This window comes from Pedobacter sp. BAL39 (assembly GCF_000170795.1).
Classification (GTDB): Bacteria; Bacteroidota; Bacteroidia; order Sphingobacteriales; family Sphingobacteriaceae; genus Pedobacter.
Genome location: NZ_ABCM01000022.1, coordinates 1 through 23,669, shown reverse-complemented (window position 1 = coordinate 23,669; position 23,669 = coordinate 1). Strand labels below are relative to the sequence as shown.

Sequence of the window (23,669 nt, the reverse complement as noted above, 5' to 3'; positions counted from 1 at the left end):
CCGATTTAAGTATAATTAATCTAAATAGTACGCAAATACAAATACACAAATGCAAAGACTTCTACTTTTTATTTTTTTAACATTTATAACTACTGCCACTGCAGTAGCTCAGGAGACAGGGAGCGTTAGAGGACGCATTACCACATCGGACGGAACGATTGCCGAGGGGGTAACTGTAAAATTTAAGGGAACTACTTTTGCTGGTATGACCAATGAAGATGGGGAGTACAGCATCCGCAAGGTTCCTTATGGAACTTATACTCTTGTGGTTTCTGCGGTTGGTCTTTATCCAAAAGAAAAGCAAATTACTATAGGTAAAGGAGTGTTGGTTGCTGATTTTTCATTGAATGAGAATAGGTCACAACTGGCAGACGTACAAATCTCTACCAACAGAAAGAAATTCAAGGTAGATAAGGTATCACCATCACTGCGTTTGCAATCGCCATTGATCGAGGTTCCTCAGAACATTAAAGTGGTAACCAGTCGGGTCCTTGCCGATCAGATGGTTTTTGATGTGGTGGATGGATTAACCAGGAATGTCAGTGGTACAACAAGAACAGGGCACTGGGATGCACAATATGCAAACATCTCCACTCGTGGTACTACAATTCCTGCGTTCCGTAATGGAATGAACATGAAAATGCCATGGGGGCCTTTGGCAGATGATGCTTCCACTATTGAGCGCATTGAATTTGTAAAAGGCCCTTCAGGTTTCATGATGGCGAACGGTGAGCCCGGTGGTATCTATAACATTGTGACGAAAAAACCTACAGGTGAAAACCATAGCTCAGTGAGTCTGAGTGGTGGTGGCTATAACCTTGGACGTGCAGCAGTTGACCTTGATGGAAAGCTTTCTAAAGATGGACGTCTATTGTATCGCTTGAATCTGGCAGCACAGTCTAAGGGAAGTTTTAACAAATATAACTTCAACGACAGGTATATATTTGCCCCTGTAATCAGTTATCAGATTGATAGTGCAACCACGATTACAGCAGAATATACCCATCAGCATGTAACTGCTCAGGCACTTGGAAACTACAGTTTTTCTGCAATCGGATTTAAAGATGTTCCACCAAGTTTCTTCCTTGGGGATCCTGCGTTGGATCCAAGTAAACTGTCGGATCATAACATTACCCTTTATTTTAATCACCGACTGGACAACAACTGGAAAGTCAATGGACAGGTTGCATATGTAAAGTATGGTTTGGAAGGCGGCTCAATGTGGCTTTCAAGTATTGCCAAGAACGGTGATATGTTAAGGTATTATAACTTAAGTGAGGAGCTTGCCATCAACAAAAATGCACAGATGAGCATCATGGGTGACGCTAAAACAGGATCTATTATCCATAGGATCATGGGTGGTGTTGATATGGGTAACCTGAAGACGTGGGGAGACTTTAGTCCTGGGAACTCAGACATCAGGCTGGCCATCACGCCTACCAACCCTACAGGAATTTTCAATGTCTATAATCCTATATACGGTATTCCAACGGCGAACATTCCAATTTTTGATCGTTCCAGAAGTATTCAGGTTCGTTCAGGATCAAATACATATGCTACTAATCTTACCTACACAGGAGTATATCTACAGGATGAAATCCGCATGTTGGAAGAGAAACTTCGTTTAACACTTGCAGGCCGTTTTACACATTCTGTAACCGTAGGTAAAACCAATGCAACGCAGATCTCTGACAATGTGTTTAGCCCACGTGTTGGTTTAAGTTATTCTATCACCAATGATTTCTCTGCATATGGTTTGTATGACCAAAGCTTCCTGCCTGTGGCAGGTCAGAATTACGCAGGTGAGGCATTCAAGCCGATCCGTGGGAATAACATCGAATTTGGATTGAAGAAAGATCTTTTTGATGGCAAATGGAATGCAACTGTTGCAGCCTACAAAATTAATAAGAAGAATGTATTAACGGCTGATCTTGATCCGGAGCACCTGGCCATAAATCCAAATGCCCAGATACAATTAGGTGGTATTGAGTCTAAAGGTATTGAGGTTGACATTGCTGGTGAGGTTGTAAAAGGCCTTGACGTATTGTTAAATTATGCCTTTACTGATGCAAGGGTGAAGAAAGATGCCAATCCGTTATTGATTGGAAGACATGTTCCCAACTCAGTAAAACACATTACAAATGGCTGGTTGTCTTACCGTTTAAAAAATGCAAACTCTGTCCTGAATGGCTTTGGCTTAACCGGTGGATACCAATTACAGTTTGACCGTTATGCCGGCTCAACAGCCTCACCGATGAAATTGCCTGCTTATGTTCGTTTTGATGCTGGTGCGTCTTATGAAAAAGGCAAAATCACCATCTCTGCCTTAGTCAACAATTTGTTGGACCGCAGGTTGCTCACTCAGGGTTCTTACACCAACCTGGGTAGCAGAGAAACTGCAACTTCATCATCTTACTATACTTATATCTATGATATGCCTAGAAATGCAAGGGTAACCTTGACTTACAGGTTTCAATAATAATATTCGAACATGGTGCTTTGTTAAGAGCGGCCTGGATTTTGATCCAGGCCGCTCTTTGTTTTTTGCTCATAATCAATAGCGCTGCTGTACCTAGTTCAGGTCCCAGAAGATCTTTGTAGTGGTTGCATCACCACCAATTGCTGATGCAGCCTCAGCCCTATTGGCGCCGTTTAATGTCTGTTCATTAATTGGATAAATGATGCGCAGTGGAATGGTGAGTCCCGATGGTGCTGACTGCCCTGGTGGCGCTGTTGCTGCGCTTGGGGGTGTAAGTACTGGAAAGCCCAATCTTTTCCATTCCACCCAACTATCGTAACCTCTGTTGTACAGGGCAATCCATTTCTGGACACCTATAGATTCCTTGTAGTTAGAGGAGGCGGTTGGAAAAGCGACATCTGGTCGTGCCAGGTACGTGTTTGCCTGGTCTGTAGTGCCGCCCCAATATACAATAGATGCCGTTATGGCGTTGTTGTAATGAGAGGTCGCGGTGCCTGGAACCACAAAACCCCGGCTGGCTGCTTCCGCCAATGCAAATTCGGTTTCAGGATAGTCCATCAGTAGCGCCTCAAAATCCAACGCAGAAATCCTGTTGGTCATTGTGGAGTAATTCGCGTAAGAGTTGGAGAAGCCATAGTACCCGCCCACATAGTTTCCTCCGATGGTGGTAAAGAAGCCGGGTCTGCGAGGATCTTCAAGGCTGTTTAACTTGTCGATAAATGGCTTGGCACCTATATAGTCTGTTCTGCTGGTTAGATCCGGGTTTGCAGCAGTCGCAATTGGGTTATTGTTGGGTGGTACGGAAGTATAGGCGAAAGCTGCATTGTCAGATGCCGATGCAAATACATTTGGTGCTGCAGATTCCACGGCGGTTTTTGCTACACTTGGGTTTTCATCAGCCAGGATCAAGCCTAATCTAAGCTTCAGTGAGTTCCCGAATTTCTGCCAGTTGTCGATTGGCGTTGCCTTCTGTCCATAAATCAGATCCGCAGATCCAAAACCGTCGAAAGCAGGGTTCAGCTGTTCAAGTGCAGCGTCAAGTCTCACCAGCAGATCGCTGTAAATGGTTTTTGCGTCATCGTATTTCGGTTGTACATTGCTGATGTCCAGAGCCTGGGTATAAGGTACGTTTCCAAATGTATTGACTAATGTAGACCAGGCTAATACTTCCATGATTTCAATCTGCGCATTTTGATTTTGCCGGACTTCTTCGCTGACAAATTTGTCTTCGGCCAGCACACGTTTAGATTCCTTTAGGTCCATAAGCACGTCTTTGTAAAGCGCAGACCAAAATGCCTGGGGCAGTGTTCTTGAGGTTAAATTGTACCTGGGCTCATCCAGGTATTCTGTTGCTGTCCAATACTGGACGTAAAACCGGAAAACATTGGTGTTGACGCTGGGGCTGGTCAGCACATCCGTAAAACTCTTTTGGGCGGCACTGAAAAGCGTTGCTGCAGGAACCACCGTCGCTTTCTTGTCGTCGATGTTGTATTCTTCGAGGTTCTTTGCGCAGGAGCTCAAAAAAACTGCTGCAATTAGAACAATATATATCTTTTTCATGATTGTTGTTTATAATTTGAATTTAACATTGAAGCCATAGTTTCTGACTGCAGGGTAAGAACCACTCTGGTATCCCTGGACATTTCCCGATCCAAGTCCATCTTCCGGGTCTGCATAGGGTACATTTTTGTGGATGATCCAGAGATTTCTGCCAATGAGTGAGACGTCGATGCCTTTAAAAGGGCGGATTTTGCTGACCAGCTTTTCAGGCAACGAATAGGTAAGTGCCAGTTCCCGTAACTTTATGTATCCTGCATCGTAGATCGTTGATGCTCTTGGTGGATTGTTCGGGTAGCCATACGCCGCCACTCCTGAATTTGATACGTCGATCCGCTGTGTGTTTGGTGTGCCGTCTGCAAGTACGCCAGGTAGGATGATCCCGCCTCCATTTGCCAGTGAATTTCTGACCGGATTGCCCAGGTCGTTTAAGCCTGCGGTCTCCGGGTAAAGACCTGTTCCAAGACCGTACCATTGATCCAGGCTCCATAGGTCTCCGCCTTTGCGAATGTCAATTAAGAAGTTGAGCGACATGTTTTTGTAAGTAAAAGTGTTTCCAATACCTCCCATCCAGTCGGCATTCGGGTCTCCAATAATCATAGCTGAGCTTTCTGTCGCTTCGTAATAGCCGTCCGCATTTATTACCGGCTGGCCATCTCTATAAACATAATCTGTTCCGCGGATCACACCATAGGGCTGTCCGATAGCCGCGTTGTAAGTTACCCCACCAGACAAGCTGAGCGCATTCAGCTCGATATTGGTAACATTTTCATACAGCGAGAGTACCTTGCTTCTGTTGAGTGACCAATTCAGATTCATGGTCCATGAAAAGTCTCTGGTTTTGATCGGTACCAGGTAAGCAGACAGCTCGATGCCTTTGTTTTGCACCTCTCCGGCATTCACGAATAGTTTCAGATAGCCGGTTGCGGTAGTAACCGGCACGGCTGTAATCTGGTCGATGGTATTTGTTTTGTATAAAGTCAGATCTAGTCCTAACCGGTTGTTCAGAAACGAGGTTTCGAGTCCCGCTTCGATATTTTTTGTACGTTCGGGTCTGAGATTTGCATTGTTTTTTGTGTCTGCGATAGAGAACATCGGGATGGATCCAAAGGCAGTAGGTTTCAGGTAGGTGTCGAATACGCTTAGCGGCGGGGCATCATTACCTACCTCGGCATAGTTCAGTCTTAGTTTACCATAAGAAAGCCAGCTCAGGTCTTTCAGCAGGTTTGAAAACACAAAACTTCCCGCAACGGATGGGTACCAGAAGACATTCTTATTCGTGGGGAGGGTAGTAGACTGGTCTCTGCGGATGGTTGCGTCCAGAAATACCAGGTCTTTGTATCCAAAAGTTGTGCTGGCAAAATATCCATCTACGGCTCTTCGTTCATAAAGCTCGACCGGTGCTTCAATCGGGCTCACTGAATTTGACAAAGCATACAGGTTGGGCACCACAAGTCCTCCATTTGTTTTTGCATTGATGTTGGTGAGCTTGCTGCGTCTTAAGTTGGCACCAAGTAATCCTTTGAAGGAAAAGTCTTCAGAGATGTTTTTATTGAAATTCATCAGCAGGTCGTAATTCGTCTCTGCGAATGTTCCATTCGTGCGGCTGTAGGCGGCTACATCAGTGCTGCCAACGGCAATTCGCTCTTCCTGTATGTCGAAGGTTCCATCGTAAGAAACCCTTCCCACCACGTCAAACCAATCATTTGCCTTATAACTTAGTGATGCGTTCCCGAAATAATGATCTCGGGTATCATTCTCAAAGTTCTCATATCTATTGAAGTAAGGGTTGTCTGCATATATCGGCTTAGTTCCGGTGGCATCAGACCAGTTCCAGCTTATATTTTGTCCATTTCTTTCATAGGCTTCTTTTAACTCGTTGATGTCCGCACCAACATTCCACCATTGACGGAATCCCTGGTTAGGATTGATCCCTGCGTATCCCGTTCCGAACCGGCCTAATCCATCGATACGCGAGTAGTTGACAGCAGAGGCAATGGTCAGATCTTTGGTGATCTCATAAGATCCGCCCACATTAAACAGGTTTTTCGTGATCTTGCTATTTGGCAGTACGCCGGTTTCATCATTTCTGGTGTAACCGATCTTATAGGTCGACTTGTCGCCGCCACCATCGAGGCTTACGCTTTGGTTGGAGCTGACAGAGCCTTTGTAGAACGAGGAGGGGTCTGTCCCTGCTGCTACCCATGGGGTGGCCTTTCCGTAATTTGGAGAGAAGGGATCTAATGAAGACCATTGGTAAATCATAAGGTTGGGATCAAAGCGTGGACCGTAGGAAGCATCGGAGCTGAACTGTGGTGTCATTACCTTTCCTGTTCCAAAAACATCTCTGTACCAGAATCCGGGCGTGGGTACAGGATTACCTTCCCCGTCTTCAGCAGGGGAGTTGTACCCCTGGCCATATTCTTTTTGGTACTCTACAAAGGTTGATTTGTCGATTTTTCCAAAAGTAACACCGCTGTTGATGGTGATGTTTGTGGAATTTTTACGACCCTTTTTTGTGGTGATGATGATCACACCGTTTGCGGCTCTTGATCCGTAAAGTGCGGTAGCGGCAGCGCCTTTTAGGACTGTCATAGAGGCAACGTCGTCCGGGTTTATGTCGGCTGCGGCATTACCAAAGTCGTAACCGGCACGACCTGTCGATTGGTTCAGTGTGTTCGGACTGGCGTTGCTTACTGGAACGCCATCCACCACAAATAGGGCCTGGTTATTGCCTCCTATTGACTTGGAGCCCCTGATGACTACATTTGTGGATCCACCCATGGCATTGCTTCGCTTGATGTCAAGTCCCGCAACTTTACCACCCAATGAGTTGACCAGGTTGTTGTTGCGTGTTCTGGTGATTTCTTCCGACTTGACTTCCTGCGCTGCAAAGGGCAGTTCATTCTTTTTCCTTGAGATGCCAAGCGCAGTAACGACTACCTGTTCCAGTTGCTGGGCATCTTCGCTGAGTACAATGTCGATGACCTCGCTGCTGCCAATGGTTACGCTTTGTGGTTGAAACCCAATGTAAGTGGCTTCAAGTGTTTTTGCCTGGGAGGGAACGATCAGGGCGTATTGTCCTGCTGAGTTGGTCATGGAACCCTGTTGAGTCCCTTTAATTCTTACAGTGACGCCGGGGATTGGCTTTCCATCTGTCTTGGATCTTACAGTACCTTTGATATTTCTGTCTTGTGCGTAGGTTTGCGCACACAAAAACATTAAGGCAAATAAAATCTGCATCAATTTTTTCATAAAATTAGGTTTTTAGTAGTTAATAATGATTGTAATGTAATTTTTCTGGCTAAAAACCGTGAATTTTTTAGTTAAATTAAAGACAAAGAGATTTTTTGCGTTCTTTTTGTTGGTTAATATTAATTATCTAGCAAAGAGTGGTATTTTTCTATTGGTTTTGATTCCTTTTTTGTGTTATTTGTGGCTGTTCTAGAATATTGATATTTTTTATTCAATTTTTATTGGTGTTTTTTAATCTTTTCTATCATTATTATATAAATTTTTGTCTTTTTCATGGAAAAAGAATGGTGTTTTTGCTTTGCTATAATTTTGACATGCTGATTTTTCACCACAAAAGCTGCAGATATCATTTCTCAGATATTGCAGCTTGTTTTTAAACGTCGGCCTTTAACAAATCTTTTTTATAAAAAAGATTTTAGAGTTCTGGCGTTAATGCTGTGGTTACGCCGATTCTGTTCCAGGCATTAATAATTACAATAGCCATGATGACTTCGCTCAGATATTGTTCTCCCAATAATTCGGCGGCTTTTCTGTAGGTTTCATCAGATACCCTATTGCTGATCATGGTGACTTCTTCTGTTAACGCGAGGATTGCACGTTCCTGATCGTCAAAGAAGGGTGTCTCCTGCCATGCATTCAGCGCATAAATACGCTGTTCTGTTTCGCCTGCTTTTCGGGCATCTATCGTGTGCATATTGATGCAGTAGGCACACCCATTCAGTTGTGAGGCGCGTATCTTGATGAGTTCTTTATGGATCTTTGTCAATCCTGATTTTTCGATAAAACCTTCCAGATTGAACATCGCTTTGTATGCTGCGGAATTTACTTCGTGGATTTTGATTCTGTTGCTCATGATTTTATGTTCTTGTTAAATCAAAGATCCACATCGTCATGCCCTAAAAAAATGAACTGAGTTTAAGAAAATACGGCGGCTTAAAAATATCACAATCATCAGCTACAAGGTTAGCCAGGATAATCGGTTAACTCATTTGATCTTTTTCGCCCTCAGCCTGCTCAGAAACTGAGGTGTGAATCCAAGATATGAGGCCAGCATATACTGCGGAACACGCTGTAGAAAGTTAGGAAACAGCTTGCTGAAATGAAAATAACGCTCCTCGTCGGTCATGTTGAACAAAAACTCAATCCTATTCTGAGCGGCAACAAAGGCCTTTTGCATCATGATCCTGAAGTAGCTTTCCAATCCTGGGATTTGCTCAGACAAGGAGATCCTTTCTTTCTCGGAAAGCAGCAACAGCTCTGTGGACTCAAGCGCCTGGATGTAACAGTTCGAAGGACGCTGGTGCATGAGGCTCGATTGGTCGGCAATCCACCAATGTTCCAATCCAAAGTGGATGATCTGCTCGTTGAGTTTTCTGTTTACAAAATACTGTCGAGTACATCCCTTCAGGATAAAGTAGTTTCCCGGGCATACTTTTCCCGGTTGCAGCAGGTATTCCTTCTTTTTGAGCGTCTTCAGTTCCATTTTGCTAGAGATCAGTTCCTGCTCTTCCGGGCTCAAAGTAACATATCGCTGTAGGTGGTTTAATAAGGAGGGGTACATATTTGCTGAGTACAAAACGATGAAACAATCCGGGTTAAAAATACCTTATTATATCCTGAATTTATAAATTGCAGGATAATCATTGACTATGGATTACATTTTAGGAATAGACATCGGTACCGGAAGCACAAAGGCTGTAGCGTTAAATCTCAGTTATGAAACACTTGAAGTGTGTCAGGAGTATTATCCTACTTCTGCTCCCCGTCCAGGTTATAGTGAGCAGGATCCCGGTCTGATCTGGGATGCTTTCATCAGCTGTCTGCAGGGTATGGAAAAACAGTTGGGCTCAGCTCCTGTAGCCATTGGTCTAAGTAGTGCAATGCACAGTCTGATTGCAGTCGACAAATCTGGAACGCACTTGGCGCCCATGATCACCTGGGCCGACCAGCGTAGCGCCGCTATCGCTGCAGCAATTAAAGATTCTCCTGCCGGAATGGAACTTTATAGAAACACAGGGACGCCAATTCATGCGATGTCGCCATTATGTAAGCTCATCTGGATGACGGAGCACAATCCCGAGCTGGTTGCACAAACGCACAAGTTCATATCCATCAAAGAATACATCTGGCATCGCTTGTTCGGGGAATTTAAGATTGACCACTCTATAGCTTCATGTACCGGTTTGTTTGATATTGTAGCGTTGAAATGGCATATGCCAGCATTAGAAAGGGCGGGAGTGCGTAAAGAACAACTCTCCGAGCCTGTAGAAACAGACTATTCAAAAAAAGGTGACAAATTGAAGTTAGCAGGACTTTCGGGGTTTAAGAAAACCGTTTTTGTTGTTGGAGCCAGTGACGGCTGCGCAGCAAATCTGGGTAGCCATGCCAATCAACCGGGGACTGCCGCCCTAACGGTAGGAACGAGTGGTGCTATCCGCATTTGTAGCGCGAAGCCTATTTACAGTGGGAAAGCGATGACCTTCAATTACCTGCTGGACAAACAGACTTATATCTGCGGGGGGCCGGTTAACAATGGTGGGCTTGCGCTACAGTGGTTGCTTAAAAACGTGCTGGGCAAAACGGAATTGAATGATGAGGATTATCAATCCGTTTTCGATAGTGCTGCAACCGTTACTGCAGGAAGTAAAGGGCTTATTTTCCTTCCCTACCTCTCCGGGGAAAGGGCGCCAATCTGGGATCCTTCCAGCTCGGGTGCTTTTATCGGACTCCGGCTGGATCATGGTCATGATGAACTTTGCAGGGCGGTGCTCGAAGGCATCTGTTATGCATTGAATGATGTGCTGCTGGTTGTTGAGCGGGCCTCCGGACCCATCAGTCAGCTCCATGTAAGTGGTGGATTTGTGCATTCCCGGATGTGGATGCAGCTGCTGGCAGACATTACCGGTAAGAAGGTTGTGCTGCTGCAAACAGAAGATGCTTCTGCCGTGGGCGCTGCTTATCTGGCAGCCGCTAATGTATTGCCAGAGATTGGCCGTCCGGTCTCATCGGCAGAGGATCACCTGGCGCCAAATCCCATCCATCATCAGGAATATCTCCGGATGTTTGGTATCTATCAGCAATTGTATGGCAGTCTTCATGAGGTGATGCACCAGCTTCAGCCCAAAAACTCCTAACCGCCTGACTCCTGTTTTTCGCAGGAATAAAGGACTTGATCTCTATATCAGGGCATTTCGTCGCAATTAACATTTGTTAACATGTTAATTTCTAAAATTCGGTCTGTCAAGACGGATTTTGTCTTTAACCTATTTTACATTTAAATCAATTGCGATGAAAATTTCTACATTTTATTGTGTTGCAGTGTGCTGCATGATCTCCTTAACCTCTTGTCTAAAAAATTCATCTGTTGATGAGCAGCCCCCCTATGTAAGCGTCATCAATACCTCACCTACATTAGGGACAGTAAACATTTACGTTGATGGCACGGTATTGAATAGTGGAGCGGTGCCTTTTGGTGGTGCTCTTGCCTATAGTCAGGTTACTGCCGGCGATCACACCTTTAAATTTACTACAGCAAGCGGGACAGAGAGCCTGCTGACCAAAGCGGTTTCTTTGTCTGCCGACAAGATTTATTCTTTTTACCTTACAGGAAAGGAGGAGCAGATGGATGGTTTGCTGGTGGAGGATGATTTGTCTGTTTCCTCTACAGATAAAGCATTTGTGAGGTTCATCAATCTTTCTCCGGATGCACCGGCGCTTGACCTCTCCACAGCAGATGGTGTAATGCTGTTCAGCGCCAAAGCTTATCGGGAAAGCACGGCGTTTAATGCAATAAACCCGGCGACATACACGCTTGTGATCAAAGATGCCAGCACAGCGGTACAGTATGCTGCGATCAATGCAATCGCTTTTACTGCGGGGAAATACTATACCATCATTTCAAGGGGGATGTTGGTGCCGGGATCTATAGATCAGCCCTTCAGCAGCCAGATCATCATCAACTTATAACCTTATGAAACGTGGTTTATTTTTGATGGCCCTGGTCTGCCTGATGTATGTAGGTGCCAGGGCTCAGCGTCCTTTTGTGACGAAGGCAGCGTTGGATGGCCTATATACGATGTCAATGAGCAGGATGCTGGATACCATCGCCGTCCGCAGTAACTTCCGGATTGTGTATGAGCAGGAGATGGTGGAAGGTTTCAGCATATCTGATCACTTCAATCAGGAGAACGTGAAAGAGGTGCTGGCCAGAATGTGTAAAGAGCATAACCTCCATTATTGGGTGGCGTCAGACCAGGTAATTTATATCATTAGAAAGCCTGAGGATGTCCACCGACTGATGAAACTCAATAGGTCTGTGTCGCCTGAAACACAAAGTACCGTTCCCGCTGCGGGAATACCGGCTTCAATTGGCGTTTCGACGCCCCTTAAGCCGGAGGTGTTGGAAGCCGTGGAGCAAGAGACTGCTGTCGTCGGGAGCAGAAAACCTATCCGCCTTACAGGCAGGATCGTCGACCGGAAGACGGGGGAGTCGCTGCCCTCAGCCATCATTCGCGTCAGTAACACGACCATCAGCACTACTGCCAATCTGGATGGCTATTTTACACTTCTCCGTGTTCCTTCTGATACCTGCAGACTGGAGGTCAACTACATTGGCTATCAGCCGGAAATGCTGCAGTTGAATAAAGATAACGTTCAGCAAGAGCTGATCATCGGTCTTTTTCCGTCAATAAGGATGCTGACAGAGGTGGTGATCACAGATAAAAAAGGAGAAGGTGTGATGAGTGTCGACAAAAGACGGGTCAGCGTATTGCAAATTTCTCCTGCCCGGCTGGAGGAGCTGCCGAATATAGGCGAGAAAGATATCTTACGCTCCTTTCAACTGATGCCTGGTGTTAGTGGGAGTAATGAGTCTTCTTCAGGCGCCTATGTGCGTGGTGGCACGCCCGATCAGAACCTGGTCCTTTTTGATGGGTTTACGGTCTATCAGGTGGATCACTTATACGGATTTTTCAGTGCCTTTAATAGCAATGCGGTTAAAGATGTGACGCTCTACAAGGGCGGGTTTTCGGCGAAATATGGTGGCCGGCTCTCCAGTGTCACGGACATTACCGGCAAGGAAGGTAACAGTAAAGAGTCCAATATCGCCGGAGACCTCAGTCTGCTGAGCGCCAACATCTTCCTGGAAAAGCCAGTCAATGAAAAATCCACCTTGCTGCTTGCCTACAGGCGCTCCTATCAAGGGCCGCTTTACGATAAGATATTCAATAAGTTCAACAGCACTACGGCAACAACAACAAGAACTGGTGGGGGTAATACGGGAGCTCCGGGAGGACCTCCAGGGGGAGGGTTTGGGGGTAGCGGTGGCCCAACGGTCACTGTTCCCTCATCCTATTTTTATGACCTGAATGCGAAGTATACCTATGCGCCGGATCAGAGAAACAGGTTCTCCTGGAGCATTTACCAGGGGAACGATAACCTGGACAACAGCAGGGACATGAACCTGCCTTCCTTCATCGGTGGCGGTGGCGGCCTTTCAACTACGGATAAAACCACCTATGGCAACCTGGGGTCCAGCTTTAAGTGGTCCAGCAAGTGGAGCTCAAAACTCTACTCTAATACTTTAATCAGTTATTCTACCTATCACAGCGACCGGGATAATAGTGTCACGGCAACCATCCAGGATGAGGAAGGCAATGAACAGGAAATCAATAACGGTACCTTTGAAAAAAACAGACTCCGCGATTTTAGCCTGAAGTCCGACTGGGAATTGCAGGCAAATGAAAAGTACAAAATCCTTTTCGGCGCCTTTGCCTCCCGCCAGAATGTATCGTATGAGAATGGTCAGAACGACACCAGCAAGCTGATCGACCAGCATACCAAAGCGCTGACAACTGGGATGTATGCAGAACTGGAACTCAATCCGACGGTAGATTTCCAGCTCAAACCCGGAATTCGCAATACCTACTACGACCAAACTGGAAAGCTTTACCTGGAACCCCGCTTATCGGCCACCTATACCCTGACTGACAAGTTTACGCTTAAAGCCTCCGGAGGGCGGTTCTATCAGTTTGCCAACAGGGTCATCAGGGAGGACATCCTTTCAGGAAGCCGTGACTTCTGGGTGCTGGCCAATGGAGATGCCATCCCGGTCAGCTCTGCAAATCACTACATTGCGGGCTTTAGCTACGAAACCGGGAAGTTCCTTCTTGATGTTGAAGCCTACTATAAAGAGCTGGATAACTTATCTGAATATTCTCAGCGCACAACGGGAAACCCTCGACAGCGCACATTGGGCCTCGAGGAACATTTTTATAGTGGCTCCGGTTATAGCAAAGGACTGGAGGTGATGCTTCAGAAAACGAGAGGTAAATATACCGGTTGGATCAGTTATACCCTTGCCGATGCCACCAATCATTTTGATGCTTATGGAGGCGACTTCTTCGCCAGTCAGGATACCCGGCATGAACTCAAGCTGGTCAACATGTACCGCCTGGGTAAATGGAATTTTTCTGCCACCTGGATCTTTGCCACCGGCAAGCCCTACACCGCACCGCTAACCAGTTATACCATTGATGATCTCAGTGGCAACAGCCATACTTACCTCAGCATCAGTGATAAAAATGCACTCCGGATGCCGGCCTACCATCGCCTGGATGCGGCAGTGACCTACGATTTTATTAAGGTCGACAGTCGTAAAACGGGGAGCATCGGTTTTTCCTTGTTTAACATTTACAATAGATCCAACGTATGGTACAAGCAATACTCAATCATTAACAACCAGGTAGTCACCTCTAATGTAAACTACCTTAGCTTTACACCCAACCTTACACTTAGTCTGAAATGGAAATAATAAAAATGCAACGCCTGATGATGCTCCTGTTGTTATTGGGGGCAATGTTTAGCTCCTGCAAAAAGGAGGCAAATGTGGAAGCAGATTATACCCGTCCGGTGGTACAGGCTTATCTGGTTCCGGGGCTCCCCCTGAGGATGAAAGTATATTACCAGAAATATCTTGAAGATACCATTTCCTATGGTTACCCGATGAAGGGGCTCCAGCCCACTGTTTCTGATGGTATAACAACGGTCAGGCTTCTGGAAACCGCTGATGGTGTTTATGAATATGCCGATGCCGGCTTCGTTCAGGACCACAAAACCTATACGCTGAATTTCAGCTACCTGGATAAGGTGATCTCGGCACAGACGACAGTCCCTGATGCGCCGGTAGGCTTTACTGCTTCTGCTGTCAGTCAGGAGGTGCCGGCCTTCAGCTTTGGCACTACTCCGGCCACCTTTGTGCCTGTCACTTTCAGCTGGAGCAACCCTGGCGCTGCGGCTCATTTCCTGATGCGCTTCAGGAATACCACTGATGATCCTGTACGTACCGACAGCAGGAATGATGCTGCCTATGCCGATACGGAAGTTTTGCTGGGGACGGCGGTAACCTATCAGACGCAACAAATGACTTTCCGCTTTCTTGGCGATTATCAGGTGTTGCTATATCATATTAATCAGGAATACAGTGATGCGATCAGCAGCAGTGGGGGAACGTCGCTTAACCTGACCAATCCATCCACGAATATTGTCAACGGACTGGGGATATTCACCGCCATGAAGGCGGACAGTTTAAGTCTGCACGTCTATCAATAAATCTTTATATTTGGAACTGACGGGAGGAAAATCACTGTGAGAAACTCGAAATACTGGCGTTTGCTGAGCGCACTGGCACCATTACTCATCTGGCTGCCTTTGCTTGCCTTTCCATTGTTTTCGAGGGCGGTGAACCTCCCCCAGCCCATGCGCAATGAGTTGCTCCGGAGCCTGCTGGTGTCCAACTTCATCTTGATTGTCATCTTTTATGTGCACAGCTACCTGATTTACCCACTGCGCGAGCGCAGATATGGTACCATCACCTATGTGTTACTGCTGTTTGTCTGCCTGGCAGTATTCATGCTTGTCAACCACCTGCTGATGCCACCGCCCCGGTTTTCCGGACATGGTCTTCCACATCCTCCTCCAGGCATGCGACCGGGAGGTCCTGGTTGGATGGGGCCCGGAGCTTTCCTCGGTGCTGCACCCTTCGTATTTGTCGTTCTTGTCAGCTTTACTTACCAGTTATACCTTGATAAGGTGAAACGCGATAAACGGATGGAGGAAAGGGAGAACATCCACCTGAAAACAGAGCTTGAATTTTTGTCCTCTCAGATCAGTCCCCATTTCATGTTTAATCTCCTGAATACGCTGGTGTCTATGGCGCGAAAGAAATCAGAGTTGCTTGAACCCTCATTGATACAGCTGTCACAATTGATGCGTTACATGCTTTACGACAATAATGCGAGCCAGATCAGCCTTGCTACAGAAGTAGAATACCTTAAAAATTACATCAGCCTGCAGTTGCTGCGTTTTGGTGATGACATCCGCCTGAACCTTTACCTTTCCGGCTCTTTTGAGCGTTATACGATCGCACCCATGTTGCTCATTCCTTTTGTCGAAAATGCCTTTAAGCACGGTACGGCAATGATTCATGATCCCATCATTGATGTGTCCCTGAAAATTTCAGAATCCGGGGATATGCTCGAGCTGCTGGTAGTGAATGGCATTGCGCCAGTGACTGCCTCTGCAAAGGGGGATTCCGGCATTGGGCTCACCAATGTGCGCAGGCGACTGGATCTGCTTTATCCAGGGAAACATGAGTTTGTGGTAGGGCACAAGAACAATACTTTTACTGTTAAACTTCAAATCCAGCTGCAATGAAATGTATACTCGTAGATGATGAACGCCCTGCACTGGAGTTGCTGGAAGATAATGTAAAACAAATCTCTTATCTCCGGCCTGTGGCTTCATGTCGCAGTTCACTGGAAGCATTGGAAGTTCTAAGAACACAACAGGTTGACCTGATGTTTCTGGATATACAAATGCCTGGAATCAATGGACTCGAACTGCTGCGGTCCATAAAACAACCACCAATGGTGATCCTGATTACAGCTTATGAGACGCATGCTCTTGATGGTTTTAATCTTGATGTGGTCGACTATCTGGTAAAACCGGTACCTTTTCCAAGGTTTCTGAAGGCTGTAGAAAAGGCACATGAACGCTTTCAATTCCGACAGCCAGAGATCAAACCTGTGACCGTGGAGCAGGACCATGTTTTTGTCAATGCCAACTATGCACTAGTAAAAGTAAGCTTGCAGGACATCACCTATATTGAAGGGCTTAAAGACTATGTGCGCATTCATGTGGGAAACGATCACCCTGTGGTCACCCGGATGGCCATGAAGGGAATAGAAGAACGCCTGAATACCGGGCGTTTTATGAGAGTGCACAAGTCCTTTATTGTTGCTCTCGATAAAATAACATCAGTGCAGAAAACACAGCTGCTGGTGGCAGGTGTGGAAATTCCTATCGGGGAGGGATACCGTCACAAATTGCTTGCTTACGTCAGCAGCAGGAATCTTTAATCCTTTAAACACTGTTTTTATGTAGAAGTGTCAATGCTACGTTTATCGAAGGATTGTCCATTAAAATCGACGAATCACCCATTGTGAGGCGATTAAAAACGATTTAGTTTTGATTGAATCAGGCTTTGCAACATTAAGGCTGAAACAACCAAACCAGGACAAACTAAACTAATCGCATGAAACAACTTTACACCAATGGGGTAAGGCAACTGCTTTACCTGCACCATCATTCGATCACCTGTCTGATTTTTTTACTCACACTGTTCCTTGCGATGCCATCTGCATCCGCGCAACAGGGAAGTAAAATCAGGATTTCAGGGGTTGTAAAAGACACTACCGGCGTCGGACTCCCGGGAGTGAGTCTCTATGCTGCCGACAACAAAAACAATGGTACCATGACTGATGTCAATGGTCGTTTTGCATTTGAAGTGACCGCGGGGGCTAAAATTACCGTCACCTCTGTTGGTTTTATTCAGACCAGCTTCATCGCCGATCCTAAACAGCTACAGGTTAGCATAATGATGAAGTCCGATGATGGTAATTTATCAGAAGTGGTCGTCACGGCCTTCGGCCGTAAGCAGCGTAAGGAGGCTGTGGTAGGATCGGTATCCAGTATTGATCCCGCCAAACTGAAAATCCCTTCTAGTAACCTGACTAATGCGCTGGCGGGTCAGATTGCCGGTGTGGTTGCTTACCAACGCAGCGGGCAGCCAGGGCTCGACAATTCTACCTTTTTCATTCGTGGGGTAACGACCTTCGGCTACAAACAGGATCCTCTGATCCTGGTCGACAACGTAGAGCTTACCTCCAATGACCTCGCACGCCTCCAGGTAGACGATATCGCCAGCTTCTCCATCCTGAAAGATGCGAGTGCTACCGCCTTATATGGTGCACGGGGTGCAAACGGCGTTATTCTCGTGACCACCAAGGAAGGTGCAGAAGGCAGTGCCAAGGTGAACATCAGGTTTGAAAATTCAATCTCCCAGGCTACACAGGATCTGGAGATTGCTGATCCGATCACCTATATGAAGATGTACAATGATGCAATTACGACACGTAACCCTCTGGGGGTACCCCGCTTTACTCAAAATGACATTTACTTCAGGCAGCAGACCCTGGACAATGCGCCGGGCAGCAACAAGTATGTATACCCCGCGGTCAATTGGCTGGACGAGCTCTTCAAAAAAAATACCAGCAATCAGCGTCTGAATGGTAGTGTCAGCGGCGGTGGCAAAATCGCACGTTATTACATTGCAACTTCTTATAATGTAGACAACGGTATCCTGAAAGTGAGCCCTGTCAACAACTTCAATAACAATGTGAAGCTGGAGAACTATCAGCTTCGTTCCAACATTAACATTAACGTAACACCAACTACAGAAGTGGTCATCAGGCTTTCTGGTACATTTGACGAGTACAATGGCCCTATCACAGATGATGGTTCCTTTTCTTCTGATTTATACAGAAAGGCCCTGCATACCAGTCCTGTACTTTTCCCGGCTTCTTTTCCCGCGAATCCGTCATTGGGCATTGATACACACATCCTCTTCGGTAACAGTGCCACTGAAGGAACAGGGAATGATGTAGCCTACGCCAATCCTTATGCAGATATGATGAAAGGGTACAAGTCTTTCTCACGCTCGAGAATGTCTGCACAGCTGGAGCTGAACCAGAAGCTGGACTTCTTTACCGAGGGACTGAACTTTAAGGGAATGTTCAATACCAACAGGTATTCTTATTTTGACCTGACACGCCAGTACAACCCGTTTTTCTATAATGTGTCGTCTTATGACCGCATGACAAATGATTATACACTAAGGTGGATCAACAGCAATCCAGGACAGGCTACAGAATACCTGAGTTTTGATCCGGGATTTAAAGATATCAATACCTTCCTTTACTTTCAGGGGGTGCTGGATTATGCAAAAGTTATTGGCGAAAAACATAATGTAAATGCTACTTTAATCGGCACCCGGCAGCAACGGTTGTATGCAAATGCTATTGATCCCGCTACCAATACGCCAAGTCTCCAATATTCGTTGCCTTACCGTAATGTAGGGTTGTCCGGTCGTGCGGGCTACAACTATGACAGCCGCTATTTTGTAGAGTTTAACTTTGGCTACAACGGCTCCGAGCGCTTTGCTGAACAAAACAGGTTCGGTTTCTTTCCAACCATTGGTGGCTCCTGGGTCATCTCAAATGAGAAGTTCTGGGCAGGAAGTATTAGCAATGTAGTCAACAAGCTGAAGGTGCGCGCAAGTTATGGCCTGGTGGGTAATGATGCCATTGGCGATCAGCGTTTCTTCTACCTTTCCAATGTCAACCTGAATGGTGGCAACCCTGCCTATTTCGGTCAGAATAATGGCGTGACAAGACCTGGCGTTAGCATTACCAATTATGCCAATGACCAGGTTACCTGGGAAACCTCGAGGCAAACAAACCTCGGACTGGAACTGAGCTTGTTCAAAAGCTTTAACCTGATTGCGGAGGTTTACAAACAGCACCGTTACAACATCCTGATGCAGCGGGCTTCAATTCCATCCACAACGGGTCTTGAGTCGGCGGTTAGTGCAAACCTGGGCACGGCAGATTCTAGGGGTATGGATCTTTCTGCAGATTACAGCAAAACTTTCAATGGAGGATTCTGGATGTCCGGAAGAGCGAACTTTACCTTCTCACAAAATAAATATGGTACCTATGAGCAGCCTGCGTATCAGGAGCCATGGCGCATCCTGTCCGGTCAGAAAATCGGCGTACGCTGGGGATATATTGCCGAGCGTCTGTTTGTGGATGACGCAGAAGCAGCGGCAGCGCCGAGCCAGCTTTTTGGTACGGGTGCAACGGCACCCAAAGGTGGGGACATCAAGTACCGGGACGTAAATGGCGACGGCAAGATTACGGCTGCGGATCAGGTTTTCCTGGGACTGCCCTCTACTCCGGAGATTGTTTACGGCTTCGGGATTTCGTCAGGATATAAAAACTTTGATCTCTCTGCTTTCTTTCAGGGCGTAGGCAGAACAAGTTTCTTTATTGATCCTTCTGCCGTAAGCCCCTTCCTGGAAAACAGACAGGTGTTACAGGCTTTTGCAGAAAGTCACTGGACTGAAGAAAACCAGAACCTATATGCAAAATATCCACGTTTGGGTACCAACAGTACCGAGCTGACAAACAACCTCCAGACCAGTTCCTGGTGGATGCGTGATGGTGCATTTATCAGGCTGAAGTCGCTGGAGCTTGGGTATACTCTGCCACAAAAATTGGCAAAAAAGCTTTTCCTGGCCAATTGCAGGGTTTATTTCAACGCATTGAACCCACTTACCTGGAGCAGGTATAAAGACTGGGATCCGGAGCTGGCCTCCAATGGATTCAGCTACCCATTGCAGAAAGTATACAACTTCGGCATCAATGTTAACCTTTAATCCACGCTAATAATGAAATTATCATCAAAAATATTTATCGGGGTTCTATGGTCGGTGACCTTGTTTACCTCCTGTAAAAAATACCTGGATGTTACGCCGGATAACGTAGCGACCATTGACTATGCTTTTCGTAACCGTAACGAAACAGAAAACTACCTGTTTACTTGTTATTCTACCCTACAGAGCCTGAGCACGGTCGGAGATCCTGCCTTTACGGCCTCTGGAGAGATTTTCTTTCCCAATACGCTGACAGAGCCAACACTGGGCAGCAGGGCAAGTGAGCAGGGATTCCACCTCATCAGGGGAACACAGACCTCAGACAATCCTGCACTGAACTATTGGGATGGTGAACAGCTTGGACAGCCCTTGTTTAAGGCGATCCGCCGCTGCAATATATTCCTGGAAAATATCGATAAGCCAAAAGACCTGGCACAGTTTGAAAAAAACAGGTGGATTGCTGAAGTCAAATTTCTAAAGGCTTACTATCATTATTATCTGGTGAGGATGTATGGCCCGATTCCCTTGATCCGCGAGAATCTGCCAATTGATGCCTCTACTGAACAAACAAGAATCAAGAGGGCACCTGTTGATGAAGCCTTTGACTATATTGTTCAATTGCTGGACGAGGCGACGCCAAACCTGCCTGTAACCATTCAGGATCCTGCCCAAAGCCTCGGCCGCATTACGCAATTGATTGCCTTGTCACTGAAAGCCGAAATCCTGACCACGCAGGCCAGTCCCTTTTTTAACGGGAATCCAGATTATGCAGGGTTCAGAGATAAAGATGGCGTCAATCTTTTTCCCGTTGCCTACAGCGCGGAGAAATGGATCAAGGCAATGGAAGCCTGCAGGGCTGCAGTGAATGCCTGCGAAACCAATAACATGAGCCTTTATCATTTTATTGCGCCAGGAAACCTTCCGGCCATCCCCGAGCAGCTGAAAACGGTAATGGATGTCAGACAGAGCATCACCGAGAAATGGGAAGTCAACCCTGAGGTAATCTGGGCTTCCAACTCTGTTTTTGACCTGCAGAGCATGTCTATGCCAAGGTTGACAAGTGCCATGGTAGAAAATATGGGCGGTGCCCCTGGGAACTTTGCTGTTCCGATTGTGATGGCAGAGTTGTTTTACTCTAAAAATGGCGTGCCGATCAATGAAGACCGTTCTTATGATTACAGAGGACGTTACGCCATTGAAGCGGTAAAAACAGAAGATAAATATTTGCTGAGAGATGGTTATCCGACGATCAAGATGCACATGGACCGGGAGCCTCGTTTTTATGCGGATCTTGCCTTTGATGGCAGCAATGTCTTTGGTAATGGCGTAAATAACCCGGAAAATATGTTGTTTGTTCAGGCTCGTGGTTCCTCTTCGCTTGCAGGACCTAAGGATAACATCAGAGTGAATGTGTCTGGTTACTGGCCAATAAAATTGGTAAACTACCAGTCTGTATTTGGCAGGGAGGTAACACAACAAGCTTTCAAGTTGCCCATTATGCGTCTTGCAGGTTTGTACCTCCTGTATGCAGAAGCGCTGAACGAAGTACAGGGACCAACGGCTGATGCTTACCGCTATATTGACCTTGTACGTGAACGTGCTGGTTTGAGAGGAGTTCAGGAGTCCTGGAATACTTATTCTACCAATGCTGGTAAGGTCAACTCTAAAGACGGACTGCGTCAGATCATCCAGCAGGAACGGAGGATTGAACTCTGCTTTGAAGGACGTATTGGCTGGGACCTGCGTCGCTGGAAAATCATGCAGCAGGTATTGAGTACACCTTTACAGGGTTGGAACATTCAGGAAGCGGATCCTGTGGGGTACTACAGACCAAGAAGCCTGGTGGTTCCGGTATTCGGTCTGAAAGACTACCTGTGGCCTATAAAATATGATGACCTCATCATCAATCCTAATCTGGTTCAAAATCCATACTGGTAACTAATATTTAGATTTTACAGACATGATATTAAACATAAAAAATACAAGCATCCTTCAGCATCGGCTGATGTTGCTGCTGAGCTTTGCCCTGTTGCTTTGCCTGTACTCCTGCAAGGAAGGTGAGGGTTTTAATCAGGCGGTTTCCAATGACATGACCAAACCGGGACAGGTCAGCTCCGTAAAAGTGGAAAACTACTCCGGAGGTGCCGTGATCACCTATGACCTGCCCAACTCCGAAAACCTGCTGTATGTTCTGGCGGAATATAAAATCAATGACCTGGTGGTGCGACAAACAAAATCATCTTACTACACAGATACCATCCGTGTGGAAGGATTTGAAAAAAGCCAGGATTATGAAGTCACTTTGTATGCCGTTTCAAGGGCTGATGTGAAATCTGATCCACTGCTGGTGACGGTACACCCGGCCACGCCTTCTTATCTCGCGACTTACCCTACCGTAGTGATGCAACGTGATTTTGGCGGTGTCAATGTCAGGGCTTCTAATCCAGATAAAAAAGCCATCGGTGTCATCGTGATCACTACAGACCAAACCACTGGAAGGATGCTTCCGGTGGAACAGTATTACACAGAGGCCGCAGACATTAACTTTAGTGTGCGTGGTTTTGATACCTTAAAACGCGACTTTGGCGTCTACATCACCGATCGCTGGGGCAACATCTCCGATACACTGATTCAGAACATCAGCCCGATTTATGAAGTGCTGGTGCCAAAAAACAGGTTTAGCGAATACCGCCTGGCAAGTGATGCACCATTAGGTGCCACAGGTCTGGGCTGGAATACCACAAGGCTCTGGGATGGTATTACTGATGATCCGGGATGGCATACCGATGCCGGCAACGGAAACCCTTTGCAGATTTGTACTTTCAATATGGGAACAATGGTCAAACTCAGCAGGTACAAACTGTGGGAACGTGGTGAAGCTTATGGTAACGATTATTCCTACGGACACGGGAACCCCAAATCATGGACGCTGTGGGGCTCCGCTGAAACCGCTCCAAGGGATGTCACTCTGCCTGTAACCTCCAATCCTGGTGATGTGGTCGGTGATTGGGTGAACCTCGGTAATTTCGACTGCCCGCCACCGCCATCAGGAAATGCACCGGGACAGACCACACCGCTTGACCTTGCTGCAGTGAAGGCAGGATTTGAGTTTAATATCTCTCTCGATGCTCCGAGGGTAAGGTTTATCCGCCTGGCTGTCAAGAATACCTGGGGAAATGCAGATTTTGCTCACGTAATGGAACTGTCGTTCTGGGGAAATACAAACTAATAAATGGTTAAATCCTTAACAATGAATTGGAAGATGAAATTCAACATACATTATTTATGTGCTGGTTTTGCTCTGTTGTTCTTCGCGAACAGCTGCAGTAAGGATGCCACAGACTACAGGAACTATCTGGATGATAAAGAAAAGGTCTATCCGGGTGTGCCGGCAACGATTATTGCTGCCCCAGGAAATTATAGAGTTAAATTAAGCTGGAACCCTAGTCCGGATCCTTCGGTACAGAAGTACCGGGTGTTCTGGAACAATGGTGCGGACTCCATTGAAGTAGCTCCTGCAGCTGGCGGAACCTCGGCCCGGGTGTC

The 23,669-nt window shown here is 46.4% G+C and carries 15 protein-coding genes; 11 read left to right on the top strand and 4 right to left on the bottom strand.

Annotated features, from left to right (window positions below; translation table 11 throughout):
• The first annotated feature begins 49 nt into the window (after positions 1–49).
• The gene (locus tag PBAL39_RS21075) at positions 50–2,479 is read left to right on the top strand and encodes a TonB-dependent receptor (protein ID WP_008245404.1); all 2,430 of its coding nucleotides are present in this window, start codon (positions 50–52) and stop codon (positions 2,477–2,479) included.
• A 93-nt stretch (positions 2,480–2,572) separates the two neighbouring features.
• Here PBAL39_RS21075 and PBAL39_RS21070 read toward each other — a convergent pair whose 3' ends face one another.
• The 4 genes from PBAL39_RS21070 to PBAL39_RS21055 form a co-directional block, all read right to left on the bottom strand.
• A complete protein-coding gene (locus PBAL39_RS21070; protein WP_008245402.1) occupies positions 2,573–4,039 on the bottom strand; it encodes a SusD/RagB family nutrient-binding outer membrane lipoprotein in 1,467 nt (488 codons plus the stop codon).
• A gap of 9 nt (positions 4,040–4,048) precedes the next feature.
• Positions 4,049–7,291, bottom strand: coding sequence for a SusC/RagA family TonB-linked outer membrane protein (locus tag PBAL39_RS21065; RefSeq protein ID WP_008245400.1), 3,243 nt, complete (start codon positions 7,289–7,291; stop codon positions 4,049–4,051).
• A gap of 415 nt (positions 7,292–7,706) precedes the next feature.
• Positions 7,707–8,144 carry a carboxymuconolactone decarboxylase family protein gene (locus tag PBAL39_RS21060; protein WP_008245395.1) on the bottom strand — a complete coding sequence of 146 codons (438 nt, stop codon included), beginning with the start codon at positions 8,142–8,144 and terminating at the stop codon, positions 7,707–7,709.
• Between the two features lie 132 nt (positions 8,145–8,276).
• Positions 8,277–8,774 (bottom strand): Crp/Fnr family transcriptional regulator, encoded by a 498-nt coding sequence (locus PBAL39_RS21055; protein WP_232282989.1) that lies wholly within the window; start codon positions 8,772–8,774, stop codon positions 8,277–8,279.
• A 166-nt stretch (positions 8,775–8,940) separates the two neighbouring features.
• Between PBAL39_RS21055 and PBAL39_RS21050 the strand changes: the two genes are divergently transcribed.
• The 10 genes from PBAL39_RS21050 to PBAL39_RS21005 all read left to right on the top strand — a co-directional run.
• Complete coding sequence (locus tag PBAL39_RS21050) at positions 8,941–10,425, top strand: gluconokinase (protein ID WP_008245391.1); 1,485 nt, start codon at positions 8,941–8,943, stop codon at positions 10,423–10,425.
• Positions 10,426–10,579: 154 nt separating this feature from the next.
• Entirely contained in the window at positions 10,580–11,257 is a 678-nt protein-coding gene (locus PBAL39_RS21045; RefSeq protein ID WP_083801798.1) for a DUF4397 domain-containing protein, read from the top strand.
• Positions 11,258–11,261: 4 nt separating this feature from the next.
• Positions 11,262–14,102: a TonB-dependent receptor gene (locus PBAL39_RS21040; protein ID WP_008245386.1), complete on the top strand. Its 2,841-nt coding sequence runs from the start codon at positions 11,262–11,264 to the stop codon at positions 14,100–14,102.
• Entirely contained in the window at positions 14,093–14,899 is an 807-nt protein-coding gene (locus PBAL39_RS21035; protein WP_008245385.1) for a DUF4249 family protein, read from the top strand. The genes PBAL39_RS21040 and PBAL39_RS21035 overlap by 10 nt, the downstream gene beginning before the upstream one ends.
• A gap of 36 nt (positions 14,900–14,935) precedes the next feature.
• The gene (locus PBAL39_RS21030) at positions 14,936–16,003 is read left to right on the top strand and encodes a sensor histidine kinase (RefSeq protein ID WP_157274147.1); all 1,068 of its coding nucleotides are present in this window, start codon (positions 14,936–14,938) and stop codon (positions 16,001–16,003) included.
• Positions 16,000–16,707: a LytTR family DNA-binding domain-containing protein gene (locus PBAL39_RS21025; protein WP_008245380.1), complete on the top strand. Its 708-nt coding sequence runs from the start codon at positions 16,000–16,002 to the stop codon at positions 16,705–16,707. Before PBAL39_RS21030 ends, PBAL39_RS21025 begins: the two co-directional genes overlap by 4 nt.
• Positions 16,708–16,883: 176 nt before the next feature.
• Positions 16,884–20,126 carry a TonB-dependent receptor gene (locus PBAL39_RS21020; RefSeq protein WP_008245378.1) on the top strand — a complete coding sequence of 1,081 codons (3,243 nt, stop codon included), beginning with the start codon at positions 16,884–16,886 and terminating at the stop codon, positions 20,124–20,126.
• Positions 20,127–20,138: 12 nt separating this feature from the next.
• Complete coding sequence (locus PBAL39_RS21015; protein ID WP_008245375.1) at positions 20,139–22,061, top strand: RagB/SusD family nutrient uptake outer membrane protein; 1,923 nt, start codon at positions 20,139–20,141, stop codon at positions 22,059–22,061.
• A 22-nt stretch (positions 22,062–22,083) separates the two neighbouring features.
• Positions 22,084–23,352: a DUF4959 domain-containing protein gene (locus PBAL39_RS21010; protein ID WP_008245373.1), complete on the top strand. Its 1,269-nt coding sequence runs from the start codon at positions 22,084–22,086 to the stop codon at positions 23,350–23,352.
• Between the two features lie 21 nt (positions 23,353–23,373).
• Positions 23,374–23,669: DUF4998 domain-containing protein (locus tag PBAL39_RS21005; RefSeq protein ID WP_008245365.1), on the top strand; the 296-nt coding region annotated here is incomplete at its 3' end.

Excerpts from the sequence above, each read along its gene's own strand:
- PBAL39_RS21075 (WP_008245404.1), top strand. The coding sequence starts at position 50 with ATGCAAAGACTTCTACTTTTTATTTTTTTAACATTTATAACTACTGCC.
- PBAL39_RS21070 (WP_008245402.1), bottom strand. The coding sequence starts at position 4,039 with ATGAAAAAGATATATATTGTTCTAATTGCAGCAGTTTTTTTGAGCTCC.
- PBAL39_RS21065 (WP_008245400.1), bottom strand. The coding sequence starts at position 7,291 with ATGAAAAAATTGATGCAGATTTTATTTGCCTTAATGTTTTTGTGTGCG.
- PBAL39_RS21060 (WP_008245395.1), bottom strand. The coding sequence starts at position 8,144 with ATGAGCAACAGAATCAAAATCCACGAAGTAAATTCCGCAGCATACAAA.
- PBAL39_RS21055 (WP_232282989.1), bottom strand. The coding sequence starts at position 8,774 with ATGGAACTGAAGACGCTCAAAAAGAAGGAATACCTGCTGCAACCGGGA.
- PBAL39_RS21050 (WP_008245391.1), top strand. The coding sequence starts at position 8,941 with ATGGATTACATTTTAGGAATAGACATCGGTACCGGAAGCACAAAGGCT.
- PBAL39_RS21045 (WP_083801798.1), top strand. The coding sequence starts at position 10,580 with ATGAAAATTTCTACATTTTATTGTGTTGCAGTGTGCTGCATGATCTCC.
- PBAL39_RS21040 (WP_008245386.1), top strand. The coding sequence starts at position 11,262 with ATGAAACGTGGTTTATTTTTGATGGCCCTGGTCTGCCTGATGTATGTA.
- PBAL39_RS21035 (WP_008245385.1), top strand. The coding sequence starts at position 14,093 with ATGGAAATAATAAAAATGCAACGCCTGATGATGCTCCTGTTGTTATTG.
- PBAL39_RS21025 (WP_008245380.1), top strand. The coding sequence starts at position 16,000 with ATGAAATGTATACTCGTAGATGATGAACGCCCTGCACTGGAGTTGCTG.
- PBAL39_RS21020 (WP_008245378.1), top strand. The coding sequence starts at position 16,884 with ATGAAACAACTTTACACCAATGGGGTAAGGCAACTGCTTTACCTGCAC.
- PBAL39_RS21015 (WP_008245375.1), top strand. The coding sequence starts at position 20,139 with ATGAAATTATCATCAAAAATATTTATCGGGGTTCTATGGTCGGTGACC.
- PBAL39_RS21010 (WP_008245373.1), top strand. The coding sequence starts at position 22,084 with ATGATATTAAACATAAAAAATACAAGCATCCTTCAGCATCGGCTGATG.